Annotated in this window: 22 protein-coding genes; all 22 read right to left on the reverse strand. The window is 65.8% G+C overall.

What is annotated here, in order from left to right:
• Window positions 1–92: 92 nt before the first annotated feature.
• Entirely contained in the window at window positions 93–1,598 is a 1,506-nt protein-coding gene (locus M673_RS15195; RefSeq protein WP_061976816.1) for a flagellar hook-length control protein FliK, read from the reverse strand.
• Window positions 1,599–1,603: 5 nt separating this feature from the next.
• On the reverse strand, window positions 1,604–2,860 hold the full coding sequence (locus M673_RS15200; protein ID WP_061976817.1) for a hypothetical protein: 1,257 nt from the start codon (window positions 2,858–2,860) through the stop codon (window positions 1,604–1,606).
• Window positions 2,857–4,002 carry a flagellar motor protein MotB gene (locus M673_RS15205; protein WP_061976819.1) on the reverse strand — a complete coding sequence of 382 codons (1,146 nt, stop codon included), beginning with the start codon at window positions 4,000–4,002 and terminating at the stop codon, window positions 2,857–2,859. Before M673_RS15205 ends, M673_RS15200 begins: the two co-directional genes overlap by 4 nt.
• Entirely contained in the window at window positions 3,999–4,829 is an 831-nt protein-coding gene (locus tag M673_RS15210) for a hypothetical protein (protein ID WP_061976820.1), read from the reverse strand. The genes M673_RS15205 and M673_RS15210 overlap by 4 nt, the downstream gene beginning before the upstream one ends.
• A gap of 3 nt (window positions 4,830–4,832) precedes the next feature.
• Window positions 4,833–6,536: a flagellar basal-body MS-ring/collar protein FliF gene (gene fliF, locus M673_RS15215; RefSeq protein WP_148640089.1), complete on the reverse strand. Its 1,704-nt coding sequence runs from the start codon at window positions 6,534–6,536 to the stop codon at window positions 4,833–4,835.
• A gap of 249 nt (window positions 6,537–6,785) precedes the next feature.
• Entirely contained in the window at window positions 6,786–7,679 is an 894-nt protein-coding gene (locus tag M673_RS23715; protein ID WP_082657498.1) for a flagellin, read from the reverse strand.
• A 67-nt stretch (window positions 7,680–7,746) separates the two neighbouring features.
• Window positions 7,747–9,282, reverse strand: coding sequence for an IS66 family transposase (tnpC, locus tag M673_RS15225; RefSeq protein WP_061976823.1), 1,536 nt, complete (start codon window positions 9,280–9,282; stop codon window positions 7,747–7,749).
• Window positions 9,283–9,337: 55 nt separating this feature from the next.
• Entirely contained in the window at window positions 9,338–9,694 is a 357-nt protein-coding gene (gene tnpB, locus M673_RS15230) for an IS66 family insertion sequence element accessory protein TnpB (protein ID WP_061976826.1), read from the reverse strand.
• Window positions 9,691–10,146: an IS66-like element accessory protein TnpA gene (tnpA, locus tag M673_RS15235; protein ID WP_148640090.1), complete on the reverse strand. Its 456-nt coding sequence runs from the start codon at window positions 10,144–10,146 to the stop codon at window positions 9,691–9,693. Before tnpA ends, tnpB begins: the two co-directional genes overlap by 4 nt.
• 86 nt (window positions 10,147–10,232) lie before the next feature.
• A complete protein-coding gene (locus M673_RS15240) occupies window positions 10,233–12,212 on the reverse strand; it encodes a flagellin N-terminal helical domain-containing protein (protein WP_061976829.1) in 1,980 nt (659 codons plus the stop codon).
• Between the two features lie 213 nt (window positions 12,213–12,425).
• Window positions 12,426–13,208, reverse strand: coding sequence for a flagellar type III secretion system pore protein FliP (fliP, locus tag M673_RS15245; RefSeq protein WP_061976831.1), 783 nt, complete (start codon window positions 13,206–13,208; stop codon window positions 12,426–12,428).
• A complete protein-coding gene (locus M673_RS15250; RefSeq protein WP_061976834.1) occupies window positions 13,205–13,807 on the reverse strand; it encodes a flagellar basal body-associated FliL family protein in 603 nt (200 codons plus the stop codon). The genes fliP and M673_RS15250 overlap by 4 nt, the downstream gene beginning before the upstream one ends.
• Before the next feature lie 273 nt (window positions 13,808–14,080).
• Window positions 14,081–14,788, reverse strand: a complete 708-nt coding sequence (gene flgH, locus M673_RS15255; protein ID WP_187301275.1) for a flagellar basal body L-ring protein FlgH — start codon at window positions 14,786–14,788, stop codon at window positions 14,081–14,083.
• Window positions 14,785–15,414, reverse strand: a complete 630-nt coding sequence (locus M673_RS15260) for a MotE family protein (RefSeq protein ID WP_061976838.1) — start codon at window positions 15,412–15,414, stop codon at window positions 14,785–14,787. The genes flgH and M673_RS15260 overlap by 4 nt, the downstream gene beginning before the upstream one ends.
• 8 nt (window positions 15,415–15,422) lie before the next feature.
• On the reverse strand, window positions 15,423–16,622 hold the full coding sequence (locus M673_RS15265; protein WP_082639509.1) for a flagellar basal body P-ring protein FlgI: 1,200 nt from the start codon (window positions 16,620–16,622) through the stop codon (window positions 15,423–15,425).
• A complete protein-coding gene (gene flgA / locus M673_RS15270) occupies window positions 16,619–17,104 on the reverse strand; it encodes a flagellar basal body P-ring formation chaperone FlgA (RefSeq protein ID WP_061976840.1) in 486 nt (161 codons plus the stop codon). The genes M673_RS15265 and flgA overlap by 4 nt, the downstream gene beginning before the upstream one ends.
• A 3-nt stretch (window positions 17,105–17,107) precedes the next feature.
• Window positions 17,108–17,890 carry a flagellar basal-body rod protein FlgG gene (gene flgG, locus M673_RS15275; RefSeq protein WP_061976842.1) on the reverse strand — a complete coding sequence of 261 codons (783 nt, stop codon included), beginning with the start codon at window positions 17,888–17,890 and terminating at the stop codon, window positions 17,108–17,110.
• A 15-nt stretch (window positions 17,891–17,905) separates the two neighbouring features.
• The gene (locus M673_RS15280; protein ID WP_061976844.1) at window positions 17,906–18,232 is read right to left on the reverse strand and encodes a flagellar hook-basal body complex protein FliE; all 327 of its coding nucleotides are present in this window, start codon (window positions 18,230–18,232) and stop codon (window positions 17,906–17,908) included.
• Between the two features lie 5 nt (window positions 18,233–18,237).
• Complete coding sequence (gene flgC, locus M673_RS15285) at window positions 18,238–18,654, reverse strand: flagellar basal body rod protein FlgC (RefSeq protein WP_061976845.1); 417 nt, start codon at window positions 18,652–18,654, stop codon at window positions 18,238–18,240.
• Window positions 18,655–18,660: 6 nt separating this feature from the next.
• Window positions 18,661–19,041, reverse strand: coding sequence for a flagellar basal body rod protein FlgB (flgB, locus tag M673_RS15290; protein ID WP_061976848.1), 381 nt, complete (start codon window positions 19,039–19,041; stop codon window positions 18,661–18,663).
• A 196-nt stretch (window positions 19,042–19,237) separates the two neighbouring features.
• A complete protein-coding gene (locus M673_RS15295) occupies window positions 19,238–19,687 on the reverse strand; it encodes a hypothetical protein (protein WP_061976850.1) in 450 nt (149 codons plus the stop codon).
• 65 nt (window positions 19,688–19,752) lie between these two features.
• Complete coding sequence (gene flhB / locus M673_RS15300) at window positions 19,753–20,841, reverse strand: flagellar biosynthesis protein FlhB (protein WP_061976852.1); 1,089 nt, start codon at window positions 20,839–20,841, stop codon at window positions 19,753–19,755.
• Window positions 20,842–20,844: the final 3 nt, after the last annotated feature.

Below are 20,844 nucleotides of genomic sequence, written 5' to 3' on the forward strand. Positions count from 1 at the left end.
ATTTTGGCCGCGTTCCATCCACTTTGCTGCCATGCAAAAAGGCGGAAAGGGTTCCCCCTTCCCGCCTTTTCGATTTTTCCTGCGTCGTGAGGTCAGAGATAGGTGGAGGATCGGCGGCGCGACGGCGCTTCCTCGCGCTCGGCGCGGGAGCCTGCCTGATCCTGGGGCCTGCGATCCCCACGATCGCCCTCGCGGGCCGAAGACTCGTCCCTTGCGGTCTGCCCGGACGGCGAGCCCGACCCGGAATTGTCGCCGCCACCCGTGGAGGCGGAGCTGTCGGAGGCGCGAATGCCGTTCGGCTGCATGTCCTTAGCGACGACAGTGATCGACGCGTCGTCCACCGAGAAGCCGGCGCGCTCCAGAAGCTGACGCAGCGCGCCGCGATCTTCCGAGAGCAGCACCGCCGTGTCGGCGCGGCTGGCCGCGAGTTCCACGGTCAGGCGCCCTTCGGACAAGCGCATGGAAACGTCGAGCGTACCAAGATGCTCGGGCTTGAGCTGGATCGTGAGGGTCTTCAGCGCCGCGCCGCCAGCGCGCATGCGAAGATGCTCCTGGCTGTCCTGCGAGGCGTTGGCGGCCGGGCGCGGAGCCGGCTCGCCAAGAACTTCGAGCATCCGGTCCGCGATCTGCGTGGCCAGCCCAAGGCCCCCCGCCCCGCCCACGCCGAGCGCGCTCGCGCCATCGATGCTTGCCGCCTTGGCGGAGCCGGTCGCATCGGCCGCGCGGGCCGAAGCATCCGTTGCCGCCGATCGATCGGCGTCACCGCGCCGATCACCCCGTCGCTCGTCCGACCCAGACCTTGCCCCGTCGCGACCCGACAGGCGAGCCAGGGCTTCGTCGAAGCGAACGGGCAGCGCGGCTTCGTCGCCCGCAGCCTTGTCGGCAGCGGCGGCATCGCCCGCCGATTTCGCCGACGCGGCGGTCACGCGCTCGCCTGCCGCCGCAAGCTTGGCGGCCTTCTTGTCGGCGAGCCCGGCCAGAACGGCGGCCGTGTCGCTCGCCTTGCCGGCAGCCGCGAGATCCTCGCCCTCCCCGGCTTTGACCTTCGCCTCGCGTTCGGCGTCGGATCGCACGAGAACCATTCCGTCCTGATGTGGCTCGAAATGGGTTTCCATCTTCAGAACGTCGAGCCGTACGGCCTTGCCGCCCGACAGCGCGTCGGCGGCCGTGGGCTGCCCGTCCTTGGTCTCGTTCTCAGGAACGAGCGTCCGCACGAGCGCCTTTTCGTCGGATTGGGTCGACTTGTCCGCCGCACCCGCGACAGCGGTCTGCGTCAGGATACCGAGAAGCGTCTGAAGCGGACGCGGGTCGCTGCTTTCGGCCGGATCGGCCTCGTTACCATCGTCCTGCCCGTCCGCCGGCTTCGCCTTGGCGGGTGTGGTCGATCCGTCGTCAGTCGCGGTTGCGGATCTGGCCGATGAGGGCGCGTCGGGCTTCGACGTGTCGTCGGACTTAAGCGCGTCCTTCTGGGCCGGTTTGGCGTCGCGGATCGCGGCGTCGAAAGCGCGCCCCTGGTCGCGATGGGAATCATCGTCGCGCGGGGCCGTCTTGAAGGCCGGCTCGCGATCCAGAGGCGGCGGAGTGAAATCGATCTTCATGAGCGTCAGGGCTTCAAAACTTGAGAGGATTGGGCAAGCGCGGCTTCGGCGCGAGCGAGAACGGCAGGCACGGCCTCGGCCGGGGCGGCGCTCTCAGCGCCCGCCGGCATCTCGGCCAGCGTCGCGTCGATGGAATCGAGAACGGAATAGGCCGCGTCGAGAAGCTTCACATCTTCGGGGTGGAGCCTCGTGCGGTCGATCGCGTCCAGCGTGCGCCGCGCGTCGGCGGTCTTGAGGGACCCCAGCGCTGACGCCGTCTCGTAGAGTTCGGCCCGGTCGCGGTCGGCGTCGCCGAGACCAGGGATCGCCAGTGCGGCGTCGGCCGCTGCTTGCGCGAAATGCAGGTTGCCTTCCACCAGCGAGCGACGCGACGCCGCAAGATACAGCGTCTGGCGGCGCGGGTCGGGCAGGCTGGCGATGATGTCCGACATGTCGGCCAGCGTCTCGTCGGCCTTCTCCGCGGCGCGGCTCGTCACCATGGCCGTGAAGCGGGCTTCGAAATTGCCGGCATAGGCGCTGTTGGAGAAACGGTCGAAATAGCGGCGAGCCAGCTGATCGGCGCGGCCATGGTCGCCCGAGTCATCCACCAAGGTCGCGCCAAGCCGCAGCGATGCCTCCTCGATCAGCGTTCCCGGCGCGAGAAGCCGCGCCCGGTCGAGATGCGGAATGGCCACCTCGGGGTGGTCGACCTGGTTGATCTGGCCGAGCACCAGACTGAGCTGCGCGGCGAGAACCGGCTCCATGCCTTCGAGCTCGACGCCGCTGAGGCGCTTGCGCGCCTTTTCCAGATCGTTGCTGACATAGGCCAGCGTTCCCTCCAGAAGCGGCGTCTGCGCCTCGTCCAGAAGCTTTTCGCGCATCAGACGCTGGAGCACTTCGGGCGTGCCGCCGCTCAGCGCGAACAGCACTGCCGCGCGGAAATTTCGCGGGTCCTGCCACACGGCGGGGTCGGCTTCCAGAAAAGTCCGGCCGAAGCGGCGTAGGATGAGCGCCTGGACCCGGATCGCCCGGTCGTTGCCGCGCGCCACCTGATCCTGCAGGAACTGCACCGATCGCATGACGTCGAAAGGCATGGGCGTGCGCGTCTTGGCCCAGGCTGCCCCGGCCTCCTCGCCCTCCGCGCCGGGCGTTGCAGCCGCCGGTTCGGCGGCGACCTCATGGCCGCTCGAAGCGGCTGTCGCGTCATGTCCGCTCTCCTCGGCCCGGAGGGCTCCGGAACCGAGGATCAAGGCGCACAGGGCCACTCCGAGGACTGTCTTCACGCCGCTGGCTCTTTCAGAAGGATCTCGATGCGCCGGTTGCTAGCCGCTTCCGGGTCGGACTCATTGCTGGGTTTGCGGTCGGCAACGCCTTCGATCGCCTCGACGCGCTTGTCGTCGAGCCCGCCGCGCATCAGCATGTAGTAGGCCATGTGGGCGCGGTCGGTCGAAAGGCGCCAATTGTCGAGTTCGCCGCTCGAACGCGCATAGGGGCGCGCGTCCGTATGGCCGCGAATGACGATCGTGCCGGGCCGCGACTTCAGGATGCCGGCGATCTTCTCCATCAGGCGGATCGCATCGGCCGTTGGCCGGGCGGAGCCGATCTGGAACATGCCGGTGTCCAGCGTGTCGGCGAGCGAAATCGTCACCGTGCCCGAGCCTGGGTCTCCGGCCTTCACGGCGACATCGGCGGCGGCGCCTGGCGCGCTGGCCTCGATCTCGCGTTCCAGCTTGGCGGCGTCGAGTTCCTGCGCGGTGCGCGGCGCGGCCGTGGGGGCCGGTGCCGGGGGAACGTTCGCCGTTGCCACCGTCTTGAACTCGTCGGCGGCCGGGGGCGGCAGGTTGTCGCTCAGTGGCTTGTCGGTGAGATCGGACGCGCTCGCCACGGTGTTGGGCTGGAGCTGCCAGGAGGTCGGGTCGAACGGGTCGCGATAGGCGTCGCCGCCGTTCAGGCCCGGTAGCCCGCTGCCATCGGGCTTGCCCTTGATCGTGCCGTTCTGGGTCGCCGGACCGCCTTCGGCCACGATCTCGGCCAAAACCGCGTAGGGATCGCGGAACAGGGCCTGGTCCTCGCCGCCCTCGGCCGTGCCGCCGACGGGCTTGCCGCCCGGCTGGCCGGGCTGCGAGTTCGGGCCCGTCGCGGTTTCCGGCGTGCCCTTGGGCGCGTTGTCGGTCTTCGTCAGCCCGTCCGTCGGCGGAACGTCACTGTTCAGCTCGATCGGGTTGAAATACTGGGCGATCTGCTTCTTCGTGGACTGGTCGGACACGGCCGTCAGCCACATCACCAGGAAGAACGCCATCATGGCCGTCATGAAGTCGGCGAAGGCGATCTTCCACGCGCCGCCGTGATGGCCGTCCTCGTGCCCGCCACCGCGACGGACGATGATGATGCTCTGGTGCTCGTGGGCGGGATCGGATGCGCTCACGACAAAGCCTCTTCAACCGCCTTCAGCCAAGCCGCGAGGCGCGTTTCGATCACGGTCTGGTTGGCGTCGATGCGCACGTCCGTGTCGCTCTCGTTGGCGTCGAACGAGACGTGCCGCGCATGATCGCCCAGCTTGGTTTCCAAAGCCTGAAGAAGGTCGCTCGGGCCTGAGGCCGCGATCTTCACAGAGGCGCCATCGAAGGCGATCGTCTTCACCGCGCCGGCCAGCTCGTCCACCGTCTGGCGCTTGCGCGCGTCGAGAACGAGCGGACGGAGCAGTCCGTTCAGCGTCGATTTCAGCGCGTCCTCGAACACGGCCATCTGCAGGATCACAAGATCGGCCAGCCGGTCGCCCTCGTTGTCCACCCAGTGGCGACGCGTGTCGGAGAGCGTCGTCGCCTGCTCGGCGGCAAGCCGGCGACGAAGCTCCTCGATGCGCTCGGCCGACACGCGCTCCAGATCCTGGCGCAGCGTTTCGGTTTCCTCGGCGGCGAGGCGCCGGGCTTCCTCGAGCGCCGCCTCGCGCTGCTCGATCAGGGCCTCGCGCTCGGCCGCCCAGGCCTGGCGCTCGGCTTCGAGCTCGCGCAGGGGAACGCGCGGCTCGGTGACGGGGCGCAGCGGCGCCTGCTGGCGAGCCACCGGCGCGCCCATGGCGGGCGCCGCGAGAGCCCGGCCCGGCGTGGAGCCGCCGATGCGCGGCAGGGCGTTTTCCAAGGGGCGGGTGGCGGGCTTGGCGGGCGCGGCCTGGGCCGGGCGGCGCACCGGGGCGCGGAAGGGGACGAATTCGTCGTCGGACTGGTCGGCCAGGAGTTGAGCGAGAGGGATCATGGATTAGGCCGCTTCTTTCTCGTGGATCCACTGCTTCAGGATGGCCGCCGCTTGGGCTTCGTCGAACTCGACGAGCTTCTCCAGGCGGACCTTGGGCGAGTTGGCGCGGTTGCGTGTCAGTTCGTCGAGCAGGTCGTCGGAGTTGGACGGATCGCCGAAGCCGAGCGAGTTGGCGAAGTCTTCCGAGAAGGTCATGGCGCCAGGAATTCCCGTGATTTCGGGGACATCGAGCGAGGGGTTCTGGAGTTCGATCGACCCGTCGGAGCCGATCTGGACATTGTCGTTGGAGGCGGCGCCCGGGCCGGCGATGGCGCGGATGGCGGGCTTCAGGCCGAACCAGATGACCAGCACCGCGACCACGAGGATGGTGAGGGCGTTGACCACCGTGCCGGACTGCTTGAGCAGCATCTCGGCGTATCCGGGGGCCGGCACGGGCTCCAGATCCTGGCCGTTGGAGACGAAGTCCACCGCCGTGACCTCGAGCTGGTCGCCGCGCGTTTCGGAAATGCCGGCGGCGGAGGCGACGAGCTTGCGCACTTCGGCGAGCTTGGCGTCGATCTGTTCGGGCGTGGCGTTCTCGCCGATCGTGGCGGCGAGGCGCGCCCGGTTCACCACCACGGCGACCGAGAGCTTCTTCACGTCGTAGCCGTCGGAAACGGTCTGCGTCGTGGTTTCGTTGATCTCGTAGTTGGTGAGTTCCTCGCGGCGCTCCTTGGCCTCGGAGGAATTGTTGCCCGCAGCATTGGCCTGGGGCTGCGCCTGCGGCACGTTCTGCGCGGCGGTTGCCGGGTTGCTGCCAGAGGTGTCGTTGGACTGGCCGGTTTCCTTGACCGTGCGGGTCGAGCGCTCGACGCGGCCTTCCGGGTCGAAGGTGCGGGCGCTGGTCTGCTTGCGGTCGGTGTCGAGCCGGGCGATGACGGAGGACTGGAAGTTGCCGACGCCGAGATAGGGGGCGAGCGTGCGGCGGATCGAGTCCTCGACCGAGGAGGAGACAATCGACTCCATCCCGAGCTGCTTGGTGGAATTGGCGTTGCTGGAATCGTCGCCCGAGGCGAGAAGCCGCCCGTCGGTGTTGAGCACCGTCACCTGATCGACCTTCATACCGGGAATGGCGGAGGCGACGAGATGGCGGATGGCCTGTGCGTTGGCGAAGTCCTCGAAATTGTCGGTGCGGATCACGACGCTGGCGGACGGCGGCTGCTGTTCGCGGCGGAACGAGCCCTGCTCGGGCAGGACGATATGCACCCGGGCGGCGCGCACGTCCTTCAGCGTCTGGATGGTGCGGGCAAGCTCGCCTTCCAGCGCGCGAACCTTGGTCACCTCCTGCATGAAGGTGGTCAGACCCATCGAGCCCATCGTGTCGAAAAGCTCGTAGCCGGCCTTGTCGGAGCGCGGCAGGCTCTTTTCGGCCAGCAACATGCGCGCCGAGGCGGTCTGGGAGAAGTTGGTGGAGACCGTGTCGCCGGTGGCGTTCACGTCGAAGGGAATGCCGGCTTCCGTCAGCGCCGCGCCGATTCGCGCGACGTCCTGCCGATCGAGGCCGGAATAAAGGACCTCCATCGTAGGCTTGGACAGGGTCCAGGCCGCCAGGGTGACGAGGGCGATCGCCACGACGCCGACCATCGCCAGCGCGCCGAGCTTTCGGCCGCCGAGCGCCTGAAGGTTGGACAGGAGTTTCTGGGCCTCGGCCCGAGCGACCATCGCCATATACGTTCGCCTGCGGATGCGGGAAAGTGATGCGGCATCATTGGGCGACCAAGCTTGTGCGGGCGTGATGGTCTTAACGCGCCGGCAAGGTTTGGGGCAGCCGTGGCAAGCCTGCATCCCCTCCCCTGTCGAGGCGCCGATCCGGCACCCCGAAACCGAAAACGCCCCCCGGACCGCGAGGTCCGAGAGGCGCTTGGATTTTGGAGTGAACCGGCGGAGCGATCCGCCGGCCCTTGTTGCGTCGATCGATTAGCTGCGGAAGAGCGAGAGGACGCTCTGCGCCGACTGGTTGGCGATCGAGAGCGACTGCGTGCCGAGCTGCTGCTTGACCTGCAGGGCCTGGAGCTTGGTGGACTCTTCGGTCATGTCGGCGTCGATGAGGTTGCCGACGCCCTTGTCGATCGTGTCCATCAGCGTGTTGACGAAGGACTTCTGCATGTCGATGCGCGAAGCGACCGAGCCGAGGTTCGAAGCGGCGGTCGTGACCTTATTGATCGCCGTGTTGACCAGACTGATGTACGCGCTGAGCACGGTCTTGATCTTATCGCCCGAGTCAGCACCGACAGCGGCGAGACCGCTGGTGGAGATGTCAAGCTTGTCTAGCGAGATGGCGTTCGCACCAGCGCTGGCCACCAAACCGGACACCGCCACCGAGGCAGAGGAACCAGCGTTGACGGAGCTGATCGACAGCTTCCCGCCAGACATCGATGCAGTCACGCCAGACACGCCAGCCTGACCCATAGCGGCGTTGAGCACACGAGCATACTGATCTGCGTTCGAGATGGTGCCATTGGCCGATGCTACAGCGTCCTGACCGAACACCGTACCGCTCGCCTGGATACCAGCCGAACCTGCGTACGGGTTGGTGTTGGAAACGTCGTACACCTTGACAGTATGAGCCGCACCAGCTGTCTTGGCAGTGAACACAATCCGACCATTTTCGACCGAAGCCGTGCCCTTGCTGTTCAGCGCACCTGCAGCACCTGCAGTAGCCGTGGCCGCATTGAGCTTAACAACCACATCATCGATCGAGTTGTTCTTCGACAGACCAGTGATCTGGTAGGTCGATGCGGCCCCGTCCCAATCAACCGTGAAGTTGATCTTGTCAGTCGTGCTCAGGCCCGAAACATCGAACTGACCCATCACCGCCTTGGCGCTGGTGGCCGTAGCAAGCGTGGAGTTTACGAGCGCTGCATCGTAAGCGCTGTCCTCAGGCCACGGCTGCGAGCGCAGTCTCAGCGGATTTGAACCGCCACGGCATGAGTTCGTCGATGCCGCGGTTGGGATGGGCCTGAACGATGCGGGTGATGACATCGGCTAGGTAGACCTGTGGATCGACGCCGTTGAGTTTGCAGGTCTCGACGAGTGAGGCGATGACGGCCCAGTGTCGAGCGCCTGCGTCGGATCCAGCAAAGAGGGCGTTCTTTCGCGTCAGGGCGAGCGGACGGATCGAGCGCTCGACAACGTTGTTGTCCAGCTCGACGCGCCCGTCGTCGAGGAAGCGGGACAGGCCTTCCCAGCGTGAGAGCGCGTAGCGGATGGCCTCAGCGAGCTTGGTCTTCTGGCTGATCAGCGTGAGCTTCTCGCGCAGCAGGGCTTCGAGTGCGTCGAGAAGCGGCCGGGTGAGGTCCTGGCGCACGAGGCGACGCACCTCGGCGGATCGTCCGCGGATCTCGGTCTCGATCCGGTAGAGCGCAGCGATGCGCTCCAGCGCCTCCGATGCGATCGGTGCGGGACCGGCAGCGGCGAGTTCGTAGAACTTGCGTCGCACGTGCGCCCAGCAGAAGGCGAGCTTCACCTCGCCCTTGTCGGCCAACGCCCGATAGCCGGCATAACCGTCGACCTGCAGCGTGCCGGTGAAGCCCTGCAGATGCTCGACCGGACGCTCGGCCTTGCGGTCGGGGGCATAGACGAAGACAACGGCAGGCGGATCGGCTCCCTGCCAGGGGCGATCGTCGCGGGCATAGGCGAAGAGTTGGCCGGTTTTGGTCCGGCCGAGGCCGGGATCGAGCACCGGCGCCGTGGTCTCGTCGGCGAAGAGCTTGGAAGAGGCCTTCAGATGACCGAGCAGCCGTTCGTGGACGGGCCGCAGCAGGAAGGCGGCACGCCCGACCCAGTCGGCCAACGTCGAACGATCGAGATGGACACCCTGCCGGGCGTAGATCTGAGCCTGGCGGTAGAGCGGCAGGTGGTCGGCGAACTTGGAGACGAGCACCTGCGCAACGGTCGCTTCGGTGGGCATACCGCCCTCGATCAGCCGTGCCGGCGCGGGAGCCTGGACCACGACGCCCTCGCAGGCCCGGCAGCCGTAGCGCGGGCGCCGCGTCACCAGCACCCGGAACTGGGCTGGGACGATGTCGAGACGCTCGGCGACATCTTCGCCGATCACGTGCAGCGCATGCCGGCAGCAGGGACAGACCTTGTCCTCGATGTCGACGACGGTCTCGATCCGCGGCAGATGAGCGGGCAGCGAACCCCGGTTCGCCCGGCGGCGGACGGCCCGTTCGGCCTTCGCCTTCGGAGCGGAAGCTTCTTCGGCCGCTTCGTCGTCGGCCACGCCCTGCTCGACGTCTTCCAGCCCGAGCAGGAGCTGGTCCTCGGGCAGCGTCTCGGCGCGGCGGCCGAAGCGGTGACGCTGCAACTCCTTGATGATCTGCTCGAGCCGCTCGGCGCGCAGCCGCTCGGCGATCAGCATCGCCTTGAGCGTGCTGGGATCGTCGGGAAGCGTGTCGGCCGCTAGGGTCATAGAGCCAGTGAATCACCTCCCAATCCCAGCGGCAACAGGCTTTGCCGCTCCTACGTCAGCCTGGCAGAGCCGGCACACGGGTCTCCCGCACGGCATGGACGCGGCGCCAGTCGAGGCCTTCCAGGAGCGCCGAGAGCTGGGCCGCTGTCAGATGCAGCACGGCGTCCTGCGCCTTCGGCCAGCGGAACTCGCCGTCCTCCAGGCGTTTGGCGACGAGGACGACGCCCGTGCCGTCCCAGAACACCAGCTTGATCCGATCGGCCCGCTTGGCGCGGAACACGTAGACCGCGCCCGAGAAGGGATCGGCGCCCATCGTGTCGCGCACCAGGGCCGCCAGCCCTTCGGCGCCCTTGCGGAAGTCCACCGGCTTGGTCGCCACCATCACCCGGACCGAGCCCGAGGGGCCGATCACGATGAGCCCTTCAACGCCTGTATCACCGCCGTGATCGTGCGCGGGTCGGTGCCATTGGGGATCCGCACCGAGACGCCGTCGATCTCCAGTTCGATCGTTGGGCCTGCCTTGCCGGCGGAGCGCGGACGTCGCTTGCGCGCCGGACCCTTAGTCTCCACGCTCGCCGCCGCGACCACCACCGGCACGAAGCGTTGCTCGATGACCGGTGAGGGCAAAAGCGGCGAAGCTCGATCGGCGTCATTCATCGGTCCGCGAAGCTGGCGGCGCCAGGTGAAGAGCTGGGAATGGCCGAGCCCATGGCGGCGAGCCACCGCGCTCACGCTCTCCAGGCCCGAATAGCTCTCGGCAACGATCGCAGCCTTCACCTCATCGCTCCATTCGCGCCGACGGCCCGCGCCCGTGAACACCTCGAACCGCCGAACCGGCTCCGGGCCAGCATCGGCACATGACATCGACATAGCTCCAAGCCCTCCTGCAACGCGAAGGGCTCAGACTCGACGCCTACCTCGCCCTCAGCAAGGTGCGGTCGGGACGACGCTTACGCTGCATCGATCTTGACGTTCTTAGAAGAACCAGTTCCGACGGCGATGTCGAAGGAAATGTTGTCGTCAGCGTCGAGCGCGATGCCACCGACGGGAAGAGAAATCGTGTTGGCCGCCGAAGCTTCGACCGCGTTGGTGCCCTGCTTGATACCAGCCGCCTTGGTCAGACCAAAGGTGCTCGCGATTGCGGACGAAGGATCAACTGCCGTCAGCGAATTCACGATCAAGAGATCTTGACCAGCCACGCCTGGGCCGTTGCGCGTCAGCGTCAACGTAGTGGTGTTGCTGGAGACGGTGTAGTTACCGAAGATCGAGTTGGTCGCAGCCTGACGCGTAAACGCGGCAGAGAGCGCCTTCTGCATATCGCTCGCAGAGGTGCCACCATCAATGGTGAAGTTCGACAAACCAGCCGTCTGAAGATCCGCGCGGGTGATTTCGACCGTCTGAGTCGTGCCACCACCCACAAGGCTGTCCGTGAACTGGAACAGGATCTTGTCGTCCGCATCTGCGAAGACTGCGGTCGCACCACCACCGATGGTCAGGGTATCCTTCGCACCATTTGCCACATAGGCTTGAGCATCAACAGCCGTCGCAGTCGAATTTGCAGCCGTCGAGTTGATGGTGGTCGCTGTGGCCGTGCTAACCATCGTCGCGGACGGCTTATCACCAGCCGTCTTGTAGGTCAGCGTCAGAACGCCAGCGCCGTCATCGCTGGCAGTTACAAGCGCGCTGAGCGTGCTATTGCCATTGATGAAGGCTTTCACCTTCTGAGCTTGCACGATGGCTGTGTCGGCATTGGCAATAGCTACTGTTGCGCCGCCAGTCTCGCCGGTGCCAAGCGTGAACGTCAGAGTGCCGGCCGCGCTAGCAGTGGTAGCAAACGTGAAGGTTTGGGTTTCAGCCGTGAAAGCCTGACCTTGCGTGCCAGCAGCAGCCGTTACTGTCAACGCTCCCAAATCAAACGTCTTATCGGCGCCAGAGAACGCAGTGACTTCAACGGTCTTGTTCAGACCACCATCGGTGCGCTGCAGCGCAAAGCTGTTGCCGTCCTTGACAGCGGCAACGTTCGTGATGCCATTGCTCTTCAGAACGTTGTTGACGACGGTGGCGAGTTCGTCAACCGAGCCGATCGTCCCAGCCTTCGCGATGCCAGCGCCGGCAACATCGCCAACTTTGATCTTGACCGTCGTAGCGGAAGCAGCGTTGTCAGCCTTGAACGACAGGGTCAGTTCGTCATCGAGGTCGAGCGTCGTCGCCGTGAACGCACCGGTGAACGTGCTGGTCGCCTTGGTCGCGTCCGAACCCGTGACGGTAGCCTCAGTTAGACCGCCTGCGCTCTTGTTACCGGTCATCGCGGCACCACCGAAAGACAGGTCCTTGCCCTTGGCATCCTTCAGGGACACCGAAGCATCAATGATGCCGGACTTCGTCGTGTCAGCGTTCGCATCAAACAGGGCGGCGTTCGAAGCATCGAGCTTGATCGTGCCGATCGTGAGCGCGCCATTCGAATCGCGAGAGGCAGACGCCACGATGGTCTTGGTGGCGCTGTAGCCAGCGGCCGAACTATCCACCGAAAGCAGGTTTTCACCGGCAAACACGGAAGTGCTGGCAATCGACTTAAGCTGTTCCTGAAGCTGCTTGATCTCAGCCTGAATCGTATCGCGGTTAACGCCGTCCTGCGAAGCAGCCGTAAGCTTGGACTTGATCTCGTCGAGAACGTCCTTGGCTTTGGTAAGACCCTGATAGGCGGTATCGACGGTCGCAGCGCCAAGGCCAAGCGCGTCCTTGACGGTCGAGAGCGACTTGTTGTCGGACTTCAGCGTGGTGGAGATCGACCAGTAAGCCGCGTTGTCCTTGGCCTCACCGATCTTCAGACCCGTCGAAATGCGGCCCTGAACGGCTTCAAGCTGCTGGTTCGTGTTCTGGAGGGTACGCAGCGCGGTGAGAGCGGCGGCGTTCGTGTTCACGGAGGTCATGAGATTGTCCCGAAAAGAATTCGATGGGACAGACCGGATCGGGCCGGCATAGGAGCTCGGCATCATGCCTTTGATCGCGACTCCTTGGAGCGTTTCGGCGATCAATCTCCTATGCCGTCGAAATTAGGTCGTGACCTTTAAAACAAGGTAAAACGAGGCGAGAGAAAGACGATCATTTCTTGGCGGATGCTGGCGGAAGATCAGCAGGACTTTCTACATGAACGAGCGCACCAGGCTTCCCGTCAGCATGTTCCAACCGTCGATCAGCACGAAGAACAGGATCTTGAAGGGCAGCGAGATGACGGTGGGGGGGAGCATCATCATGCCCATAGACATGGTGAGCGTCGCCACGATCAGGTCGATCACAAGGAAGGGCAGAACGATCAGGAAACCGATCTCGAAGCCCCGGCGCAGTTCCGAGATCATGAAGGCGGGGACGAGGACGCGGAAGTCCACGGTGTCGCCCTCGCCGTCGCCTTGCTGCACTTCCGGCAGGCGGCTGCGGTTGGCCGTCTGGCTGAAGTCGGAAAACAGCGCCAGATCCTGCTTGCGCACCTGATCCAGCATGAACTCGCGGAACGGCTCGGCAATGCGCGGCAGCGCTTCCTCTTCTGTGATCTGCCCCTTCATCAAGGGCTGCAACCCGTCGCGCCAGCTTTGGTCGAAGGTCGGCATCATCACGAAGAAGGTGATAAAGAGCGATAGCGAGATGATGATGAGATTGGCCGGCGTCGTCTGCAGGCCAAGGCCCGAGCGCAGGATCGACAGGGCGATGACGACGCGCGTGAAGGCGGTGACCATAACCAGAAGGCCTGGCGCGACCGAGAGAACGGTGACGATGCCGAAAAGCTGTACGATGCGCCCCGACACCGCGCCGTCGCCGGCCGGAATCAGCGAGGCCAGATCGTTCGCCGCATTCGCCACCGCATCCTGCGCCTGAGCGGGGAGCGCGGCGGCGGCCGCCAACAGAACGCCGAGAAGAAGGGCGCGCTTCACTTCACCACCAGCGAGCGGACGGTGACGTCGACCACCGCGGGCGAGCGAAGGCGGGCGCGCTCCAGAAGGTCTTCCTTCAGGTGGAGAAGGCCGCGCGAGCCCTCGATTTGCGCCAGTTCCAGCGTACGCAGGAAGACCAGCGTGTCGGCCTGGATCTGCGAGCCGAGAACCGTCTCGTCCACCTTCTCCTCGCTGCGCAGAACGAGGCCCATCTCGAGGCGGACCTGCGCGCCCACGGGCGAGGCGAGATCGGTGAGAATCGCGGGGATGGTCACGAAGGATTCCTTGGGCGGCTGGCCCTTGGCTTCCTTGTTGGCGAGCGAGCCCCCCTCGCCCGTTTCCGCCTTGGCGGAATGCTCGCCCGGCTTGGCTTCGCCGTGCGCGGCGGCGGCCGCCGGATCGCTCGCCGCTGTCTCCGTCGCGGGCGCCGGCGCCGGCGCGGGCGCGGGCTTCAGGAGAAAGCCGAGGGCCGCCCCGCCGCCGCCGGCCAGAAGCGTCAGCCCCGCCACCACGGCAATGGTCTGCATCCGCCCGCCCTTCTTGGCTTGCGGATCGCCGCCCGCGAGAATGGCGAGCGCTTCGGGGGTCAGGTCGGTCATAGGCCGCTCCGGCGGGAAGGAATGCGCGAAAAATCAATTGGCCAGCATGCGGCCGCCCGGGGGCGGCCTGCCCTTTGGCAGCCTTAAGCGCCGCCGCGTTCGCCCAGGGGCGTGCGCGGAAGCACCGGGCCAAGTGTTAAGAAATCGTGCTGGCCCGAGCCTTGCGATCCGTCCAAACGCGAAAAAACGGGCCGGCAAGCCGGCCCGTTCTGTCGGGAAGCGGAGAAAGGGAAGCGCTGTGGGCCGGACGAGCCGGCCCCTGCCGCGAAGGCGTCAGTAGGGCAGCGCGTTGTCCAGGACCTGCTGGCCCCAGCCCGGCTGCTGCACCTCGGAGAGGCGACCGCGACCACCGTAGGAAATGCGCGCTTCGGCGATCTTCTCGTAGGAGATCGTGTTGTTGGGCAGGATGTCGCCCGGCCGGATGATGCCGGCGATCGACAGGACGCGGACCTCGAAATTGACCCGGATCTCCTGCTGGCCGGCAATATAGAGATTGCCGTTAGGCAGAACCTGCGTGACCACGGCGGCGACGGAGACGTTGATCTCCTCCTTGCGGTCCACGGTTCCCTTGCCGGTCGTCTTGGTGCCGTTCTTGAGGCCGAGCGTCGTGCCGACGGTGGGAAGGCCGTAGGAGCCGATCGAACCCTTGAGGTCGGCGCCGACGCTGACACCCGAATCGCGCGAGCGCTTGGTGTTGTTGTCGAGCGTCGCCTTGTCGTCGATCTTGATCTTGACCGTGACGATGTCGCCGACATTGAGCGCGCGCGTATCGCGGAAGAAGTCCGCATTGCGCCCGGTCCAAAGCGAGTTCACGTGGCGCGGCGGCTCGGCCGAATAGGCCGCCGTCGGCTGGACCACGGGCGGGAACTGGTGCAGGCCGGTGCCGACCGGGGTCAGGATCGGCTCCTTCATCAGGTCTTCGCGCGACGTGGTGCAGCCGGCGAGAACGCCGGTGGCGAGAAGGCAGGCGAGAAGTCTCACGATTTTTGTCCCCCGGCGGCGGGAGCCGCGCCGGCATTGTCCGCCTGGGCCGCTCGGTCTGTCTTCTGGGTGATGATGTTGGCGAGCTCGGCGGCGACGGGCGCCGACATCTCGGCGAGAATCGCGCTGGCCTGGCGCGACTTGAGGCGCGCCAGGAGCGAGGCCGCGACCGGGCGCTCCATGCCGGCGAGCTGGCCGGCGGCCGCGTCGGGCTTCATGCCGGAATAGATCTGGATCATCGTCTCGGACGTGGAGTCGATGAACTCCTTGCGCGCGGCGAGCCAGGTCTCGACCTCCTGGCGCTTGGTCTCCAGCTCGGCGATGCGGGCGCTGAGCTGATCCTCGGCTTCCTTGACCTTGGCGAGCTGCAGCGCGTTGCGCGCGTCCAGCGCGGGGTCGGCGATGTTGGAGCAGTAGCGCTGCACGTCCGTCACCGGCTGCACCGGCACGGAGGATTCGCTCCCGTCCGCGCCGATCACCCGCAGCTTGGCCGGCGTCGTCGGCGGGCCGACCGGCTCCTTGCCGCCGCCCTCGGCCGCCGCGCCGTGAAGACCGGCGAAGAGCAGCGCGCCGGCTAGAAGCGCGGTCGACAGGGAGGAGCGGCGGGCGATGGGCGAAAGGGTCATGGCGGGTCTCACTGAACCACGAGGTCGGCCTGAAGCGCGCCTGAGGTCTTGATGGCCTGGAGAATGGCGATGATGCCGGTGGGCTTCAGGCCTAGCCTGTTGAGCCCGCGCACCACGGCATCGAGATTGGCGCCCTGCACGATGGCGAGATTGCCGCCCTCCTGCTGGGCGTCCACCGTCGTGTCCTTGGTGACCACGGTCTGCCCGTTGGAAAGCGGGCCGGGCTGCGAGACGTTGGGTGTGTCGGTGATGCGCACGGTCAGGCTGCCGTGGGTGACGGCCACCGTCGAGATCTTGACGTCCTGCCCGATCACCACCGTTCCCGTGCGCTCGTCGATCACCACTTTCGCCGCCTGGTCGGGCGCGATCTGCAGATCGCCGAGATCGGCGATAAAGCGCGTGGAGGAAAGCTTGGCGGGCTTGGTCAGCGTGATGTTGCGGAAATCCTGCTCGCGCGCCACCGGCCGCCCATAGGCGCTGACGGAGAAAGCGTTGATCGCGTCCACGACGCGGATCGCCGTGCGATAGTCGGGGTTGCGCAGTTCCATCGTGATGGTCGGTGTTTCCACTGTGGCGCGCGGCACTTCGCGCTCGATCAGCGCGCCGCCGGCGATGCGCCCGGTGGTGGGCGTGCCCTGCGTCAGACTCTCGTTGGTGCCCTCGGACGAGAAGCCGCTGACCGCAAGCGCGCCCTGGCCGACGGCGTAGATCTCGCCGTCCGGGCCATAGAGCGGGGTCATCACGAGCGTGCCGCCCATCAGCGAGGAGGCGTCGCCGAGCGAGGACACGTTGACGTCGATGCGCGAGCCGATGCCGGAAAAGGCCGGCAGATCGGCCGTCACCACCACGGCCGCGACGTTGCGGGTGCGCGGGTTGGCCGAGCGCACGTTGACGCCCATCCGGTCCAGCATGGACTGGAGCGACTGTTCGGTGAAGGGCGAGTTGCGCAAACTATCGCCCGTGCCCTGAAGGCCGATCACCAGACCGTAGCCGACGAGCTGGTTGTCGCGCACGCCCTTGATCGTGGTGATGTCCTTGATGCGCACGCCGCCCGAAGTGCGCACGCGCGGAACCACGACGTTGAAACGCTCCTGCGCGCCGATGCCGGCCTGTCCGTAGGAGCCGGCGCCGTAATCGGCGGCGAAGGCCGTGGTGAGGCTGAGCGAGGCAGCAGTGGCTAACCCGAGAAGGCGAAGGTAACGGCTCATTGCGCGGACACCTCGATCGAGCCGTCTTCCATGGCGACGCCGGAAATCGTGACGCCGCTGTCGATATTGCGCACGCGCACCGCCTGCCCCGTGCCGGCGGACTGGAGCGGCGTGCCCATGCCGGTGATGAGAAGCCCCTCTTCCCGGTAGATCAGCTTGGCCGGCACGCCCGCCGTCACCGTGTCGGGAGACTTCAGGTCCGACAGAAGGATGGGCTGGTTGGGCAGGAGTGTGCGCCGCGCCAGGCGGTTGCGCAGCATGCCTTCCTCCACGACGTAGGCGGACAACTGCTCGCCCGGCACGGTGAAGCGCATGGGCATGACGCCTTTGTCGAGAACGCTCTGGCCGGGATAGACCACGGCGGTCGGCACCGGCAGGTTGAGATCCGCCGCCAGCGAGGGCGACGGCAGGAGTGATGGAGCGAGCCCCGCGCCCAGCGAAGCCGCGAGGAAGAGACGGCGGAGAAGCGAGGCTGCAAGCATGGCTTAGCGGAGGCCCTTGGAGACGACGCCGGCCATTTCGTCGGCGGCCTGGATGACCTTGGAGTTCATCTCGTAGGCGCGCTGCGCCGAGATCAGCTCGGAGATTTCCTTCACCGGATCGACGTTGGAGTTTTCCAGATAGGCCTGCTTGATGACGCCGTAGCCGGGGTCGCCCGGAATGCCGGCGATCGGCGCGCCGGACGCGGCGGTCTCGCGGAACAGGTTGTTGCCCTGCGCGGCGAGGCCCGGCTCGTTGGCGAAGTTGACGAGCGTGAGCTGGCCGATCAGCTGATCGGTGCCCTCGACCTTGGCATAGACCTCGCCGGTGTTGTTGACGCTGACCTGCGTGGTGTTCTGGGGAATGGTGAGGCCGGGGTCGACGGTGAAGCCGTCCAGCGTCACGATCTGGCCCGTGGCGCTTTTGTTGAAGGCGCCGTCGCGGGTGTAGAGCACCTCGCCGCCCGGGCCCTGGATCTGGAAGTAGCCCTGGCCGTTGATGGCCAGATCCAGATCGTTGCCGGTCTGCTCCAGAGCGCCCTGGATGTGCACCGAGCGAACCGCCGCCGTGCGCACGCCGAGGCCGATCTGCACGCCTTCGGGAACGACGTTCTCGCCGCCGCGCGCCGGAACGCCCTGGGCCCGCTCGACCTGATAGAGAAGGTCGGTGAACTCGGCGCGGGCGCGCTTGAAGCCGGTGGTGTTGATGTTCGCGATGTTGTTCGCGATCACTTCGACATTGGTCTGCTGGGCGTTCATGCCGGTCGCGGCGATCGCAAGGGCGCGCATTGGCTGATACTTTCGTTAGATCGACATGCGGGAAAGTTCGAGATAGGCGGAGACGACCTTGTCGCGGATAGCGATGGCCGTCTGGAGCGTGCGTTCGGCGCCCATCACCGCGTCCACCACGGCCTGGGTCGAGGCCTTGCCGTTGACGCCCTGGATCGAGGTCGCCTCGGCGCCTTTCATCGTGTGGCTGGCCTCGCGGGCCATGTCGGCCATGGCGGCGGCGAAGCCCTGCCCGGCGGAGGCGGCGCTGGATTCGGACGGGCCGGAGGTCAGCGCGGGGGCGAGCCCATCCAGGCGAAAGGTGTCGACGCGCGCGGCCGCGCTTCCGATGGCGGGGATCATGGCGTTCAGCCTCTCATGAGATCGATGGTCAGGTTGATCAGCTCGCGCGCCTGCTTGATGACCTGCAGGTTCGCTTCGTAGGAGCGGTTGGCCTCGCGCATGTCGGCCATTTCGACGAGCGGGCTGACATTGGGCATCTTGACGTAGCCGTCGGCATCCGCCGCCGGATTGCCCGGGTCGTATTCCGACTTGAACTCGGACCGGTCGACGCCGACGTCCTTCACATGGACGATCTCGGCGCCGGTCAGGCGGTCGATCTCGGAGGTGAAGGTCACGGTCTTGCGGCGATAGGGATCGGAGCCCGGCGTCTCGCCAGTCGAGCGCGAGTTGGCGACGTTTTCGGAAACGACGCGCAGGCGGGTCGACTGGGCTTCGAGGCCGCTGGCGGCGATGCGAAGCGCGGAGGAAATGGCGTCGGTCATCGCCCGTCAGCCTTTCACGGTCGAGAGATACATGCGGTGAAAGGCCTTGGCGATCGACGTGTCGAGCGCGTAGTCGCGCGAGATCTCGCCCGCCTTCAGCATTTCCTGCTCAAGGCTCACCGAGTTGCCGGAATGGGTGATGTCCCAAGGAGTCTGGCGGGCCTCGTCGACGCCGAAATCCTTGCCCGCCGAGGCCACGAGGTGGCTCGGGTTGGAGGCGGCCAGATCCAGCTTGGTGGTTTCCAAGACCGTCGTGAAGGCCGACACGTCCTTGGCCCGGTAGCCCGGCGTGTTGGCGTTGGCGACGTTTTCGGCGACCACGGCCTGGCGCTGCGAAAGCCAGTCGGCGCGCGTGGAGGAAAGGCCGAAGAGATAAAGATCGCTCATGGGGGGCGTTCATCCTCGAGAAACATCTCGTAACGCCGTTTTAAGAAAATCCACTTGTCCGAAACTGGTGAACGGAACAAAAACGCCTTATTAATCAATCGTTAACCGCGGTTAACGCACGTTAATACTTAAAGACAAAATAAAAGGCCCCGCCTTGCGGCAGGGCCTGGATTGGAACCGGGTGGTGCGAGAGGGCTCAGACGCGCGGCGCGGTGCGCATCCTGGCGCCCTCGATCGCGCGCGCCAGGCGCTGCGTGTTGACGCTGGGGTCGGTGTCCGGCTCGGAAAACGCGATGTAGTTGATATGGACGGAGGCCCGCGTCGAGGACAGGCTTAGGCGGAAATGGACGCTGACCTCGGGCAGGCGAAGCTCCATGTCGAGATCGATGGTCGGGGCCGAGCCCCAGGTCAGCTGCACTTCGCCTGAGTCCGCGAAGCGCAGCGCGCCGGGCTGGAGGTAGAGCTGCGCCGAGGATTCCATGATGTCGGCGATGTTGCCGTAGGCTTCCATACGCAGGAAGGCGACATAGTCGATCGCTTCCACCAGTCGCAGTTCCGCGACGACTTCGCGGATGCCGTTCGCCACCAGCCGTTCCCGATCCGCTGCGTGCTTGTTGCGAACGTTAAGCATGACTTGGGCGCCCATGGAGAACCTTTACTCGGGAAGAAGAACATGTCGGTCCGGACGCATGACGGTGTGCCACGGTCCGCTTAGGCGACCCCAATTTCCATGCGCGTGCCTGACCGCTCATGGAGATAGTAGATAACCTCGGCGACAGCTTTGAAGAACTGCGGCGGAATCATCTGATCGACTTCGACATGATCGTACATCGACCTTGCCAAGAGCTTGTCCTCCACTACGGGAATGTCATGCGTCTCGGCAATCTCGCGAATTTTCAAGGCCATGGCGTCGACGCCCTTGGCGACGACGAGCGGCGCGCCGCCTTCCTCGCGCACATAGCGCAGGGCGATGGCGTAGTGGGTCGGGTTGGCGATCACGACCGTGGCCTTGGGAACCGAGGCCATCATGCGCCGGCGGTTGCGCTCGCGGGCGATCTGGCGCTGGCGCGCCTTGACCATCGGATCGCCTTCCGACTGCTTCATCTCGTCCTTGATTTCCTGCTTGGACATGCGCAGGTCGCGCCGCCACAGGATGCGGGAGAAGAGAAGGTCGGCCGCCACGAGCAGGATCGTAGCCACCGACACGGCGGCCAGGAGCCGCATCGCCAAGCCGAGGATGGTTTCCGGCAACTGAAGAGGATCTGAGAACATCGTCGTCAACAAGAGGGGTAATTCCTCGGAAAGAATCCATCCGACGATGATTGTTACGCCAAAGAACTTGAACAAGGACTTAGCGAACTCGGTGAAGCCGCGCTTGCCGAACATGCGACCCCAACCTTGGCTTAACGAAACATTCGAAGCCTTGGGTCGAATTCGCTCAAGATTGATCTGCGGCGGATTCTGCAGGAGCGAGGCGAGAATGCCGGCCACGACAAAGAGGCCGGTGGCCGGCAGCACGAAATGGGCTGCCTGAAGCGTCGTGGCATGAAGAAAGCCGAGCGCGTCGTAGCCGTTGCGCAGCGGCCATTGCGTCGGGTTCTCGAAGGTGACCTTCAGATCGCTGAACAGCTGGGCGGCGTTGTTGCGCGCCTGGAAGATGACGACGCAGATGGACGCCAGGAGCGAGGCGAGGATCGGCGCCTCGCGCGAGACGGGAAGGTTGCCCTTCTCCACCGTGTCGCGAATGCGCTTCTCTGTCGGGTCTTCTGTTTGGGACTCTTTGTCCGCGCCGTCCGCCATGGT

Source organism: Aureimonas sp. AU20 (assembly GCF_001442755.1).
In the GTDB taxonomy this organism is placed as follows: Bacteria; Pseudomonadota; Alphaproteobacteria; order Rhizobiales; family Rhizobiaceae; genus Aureimonas.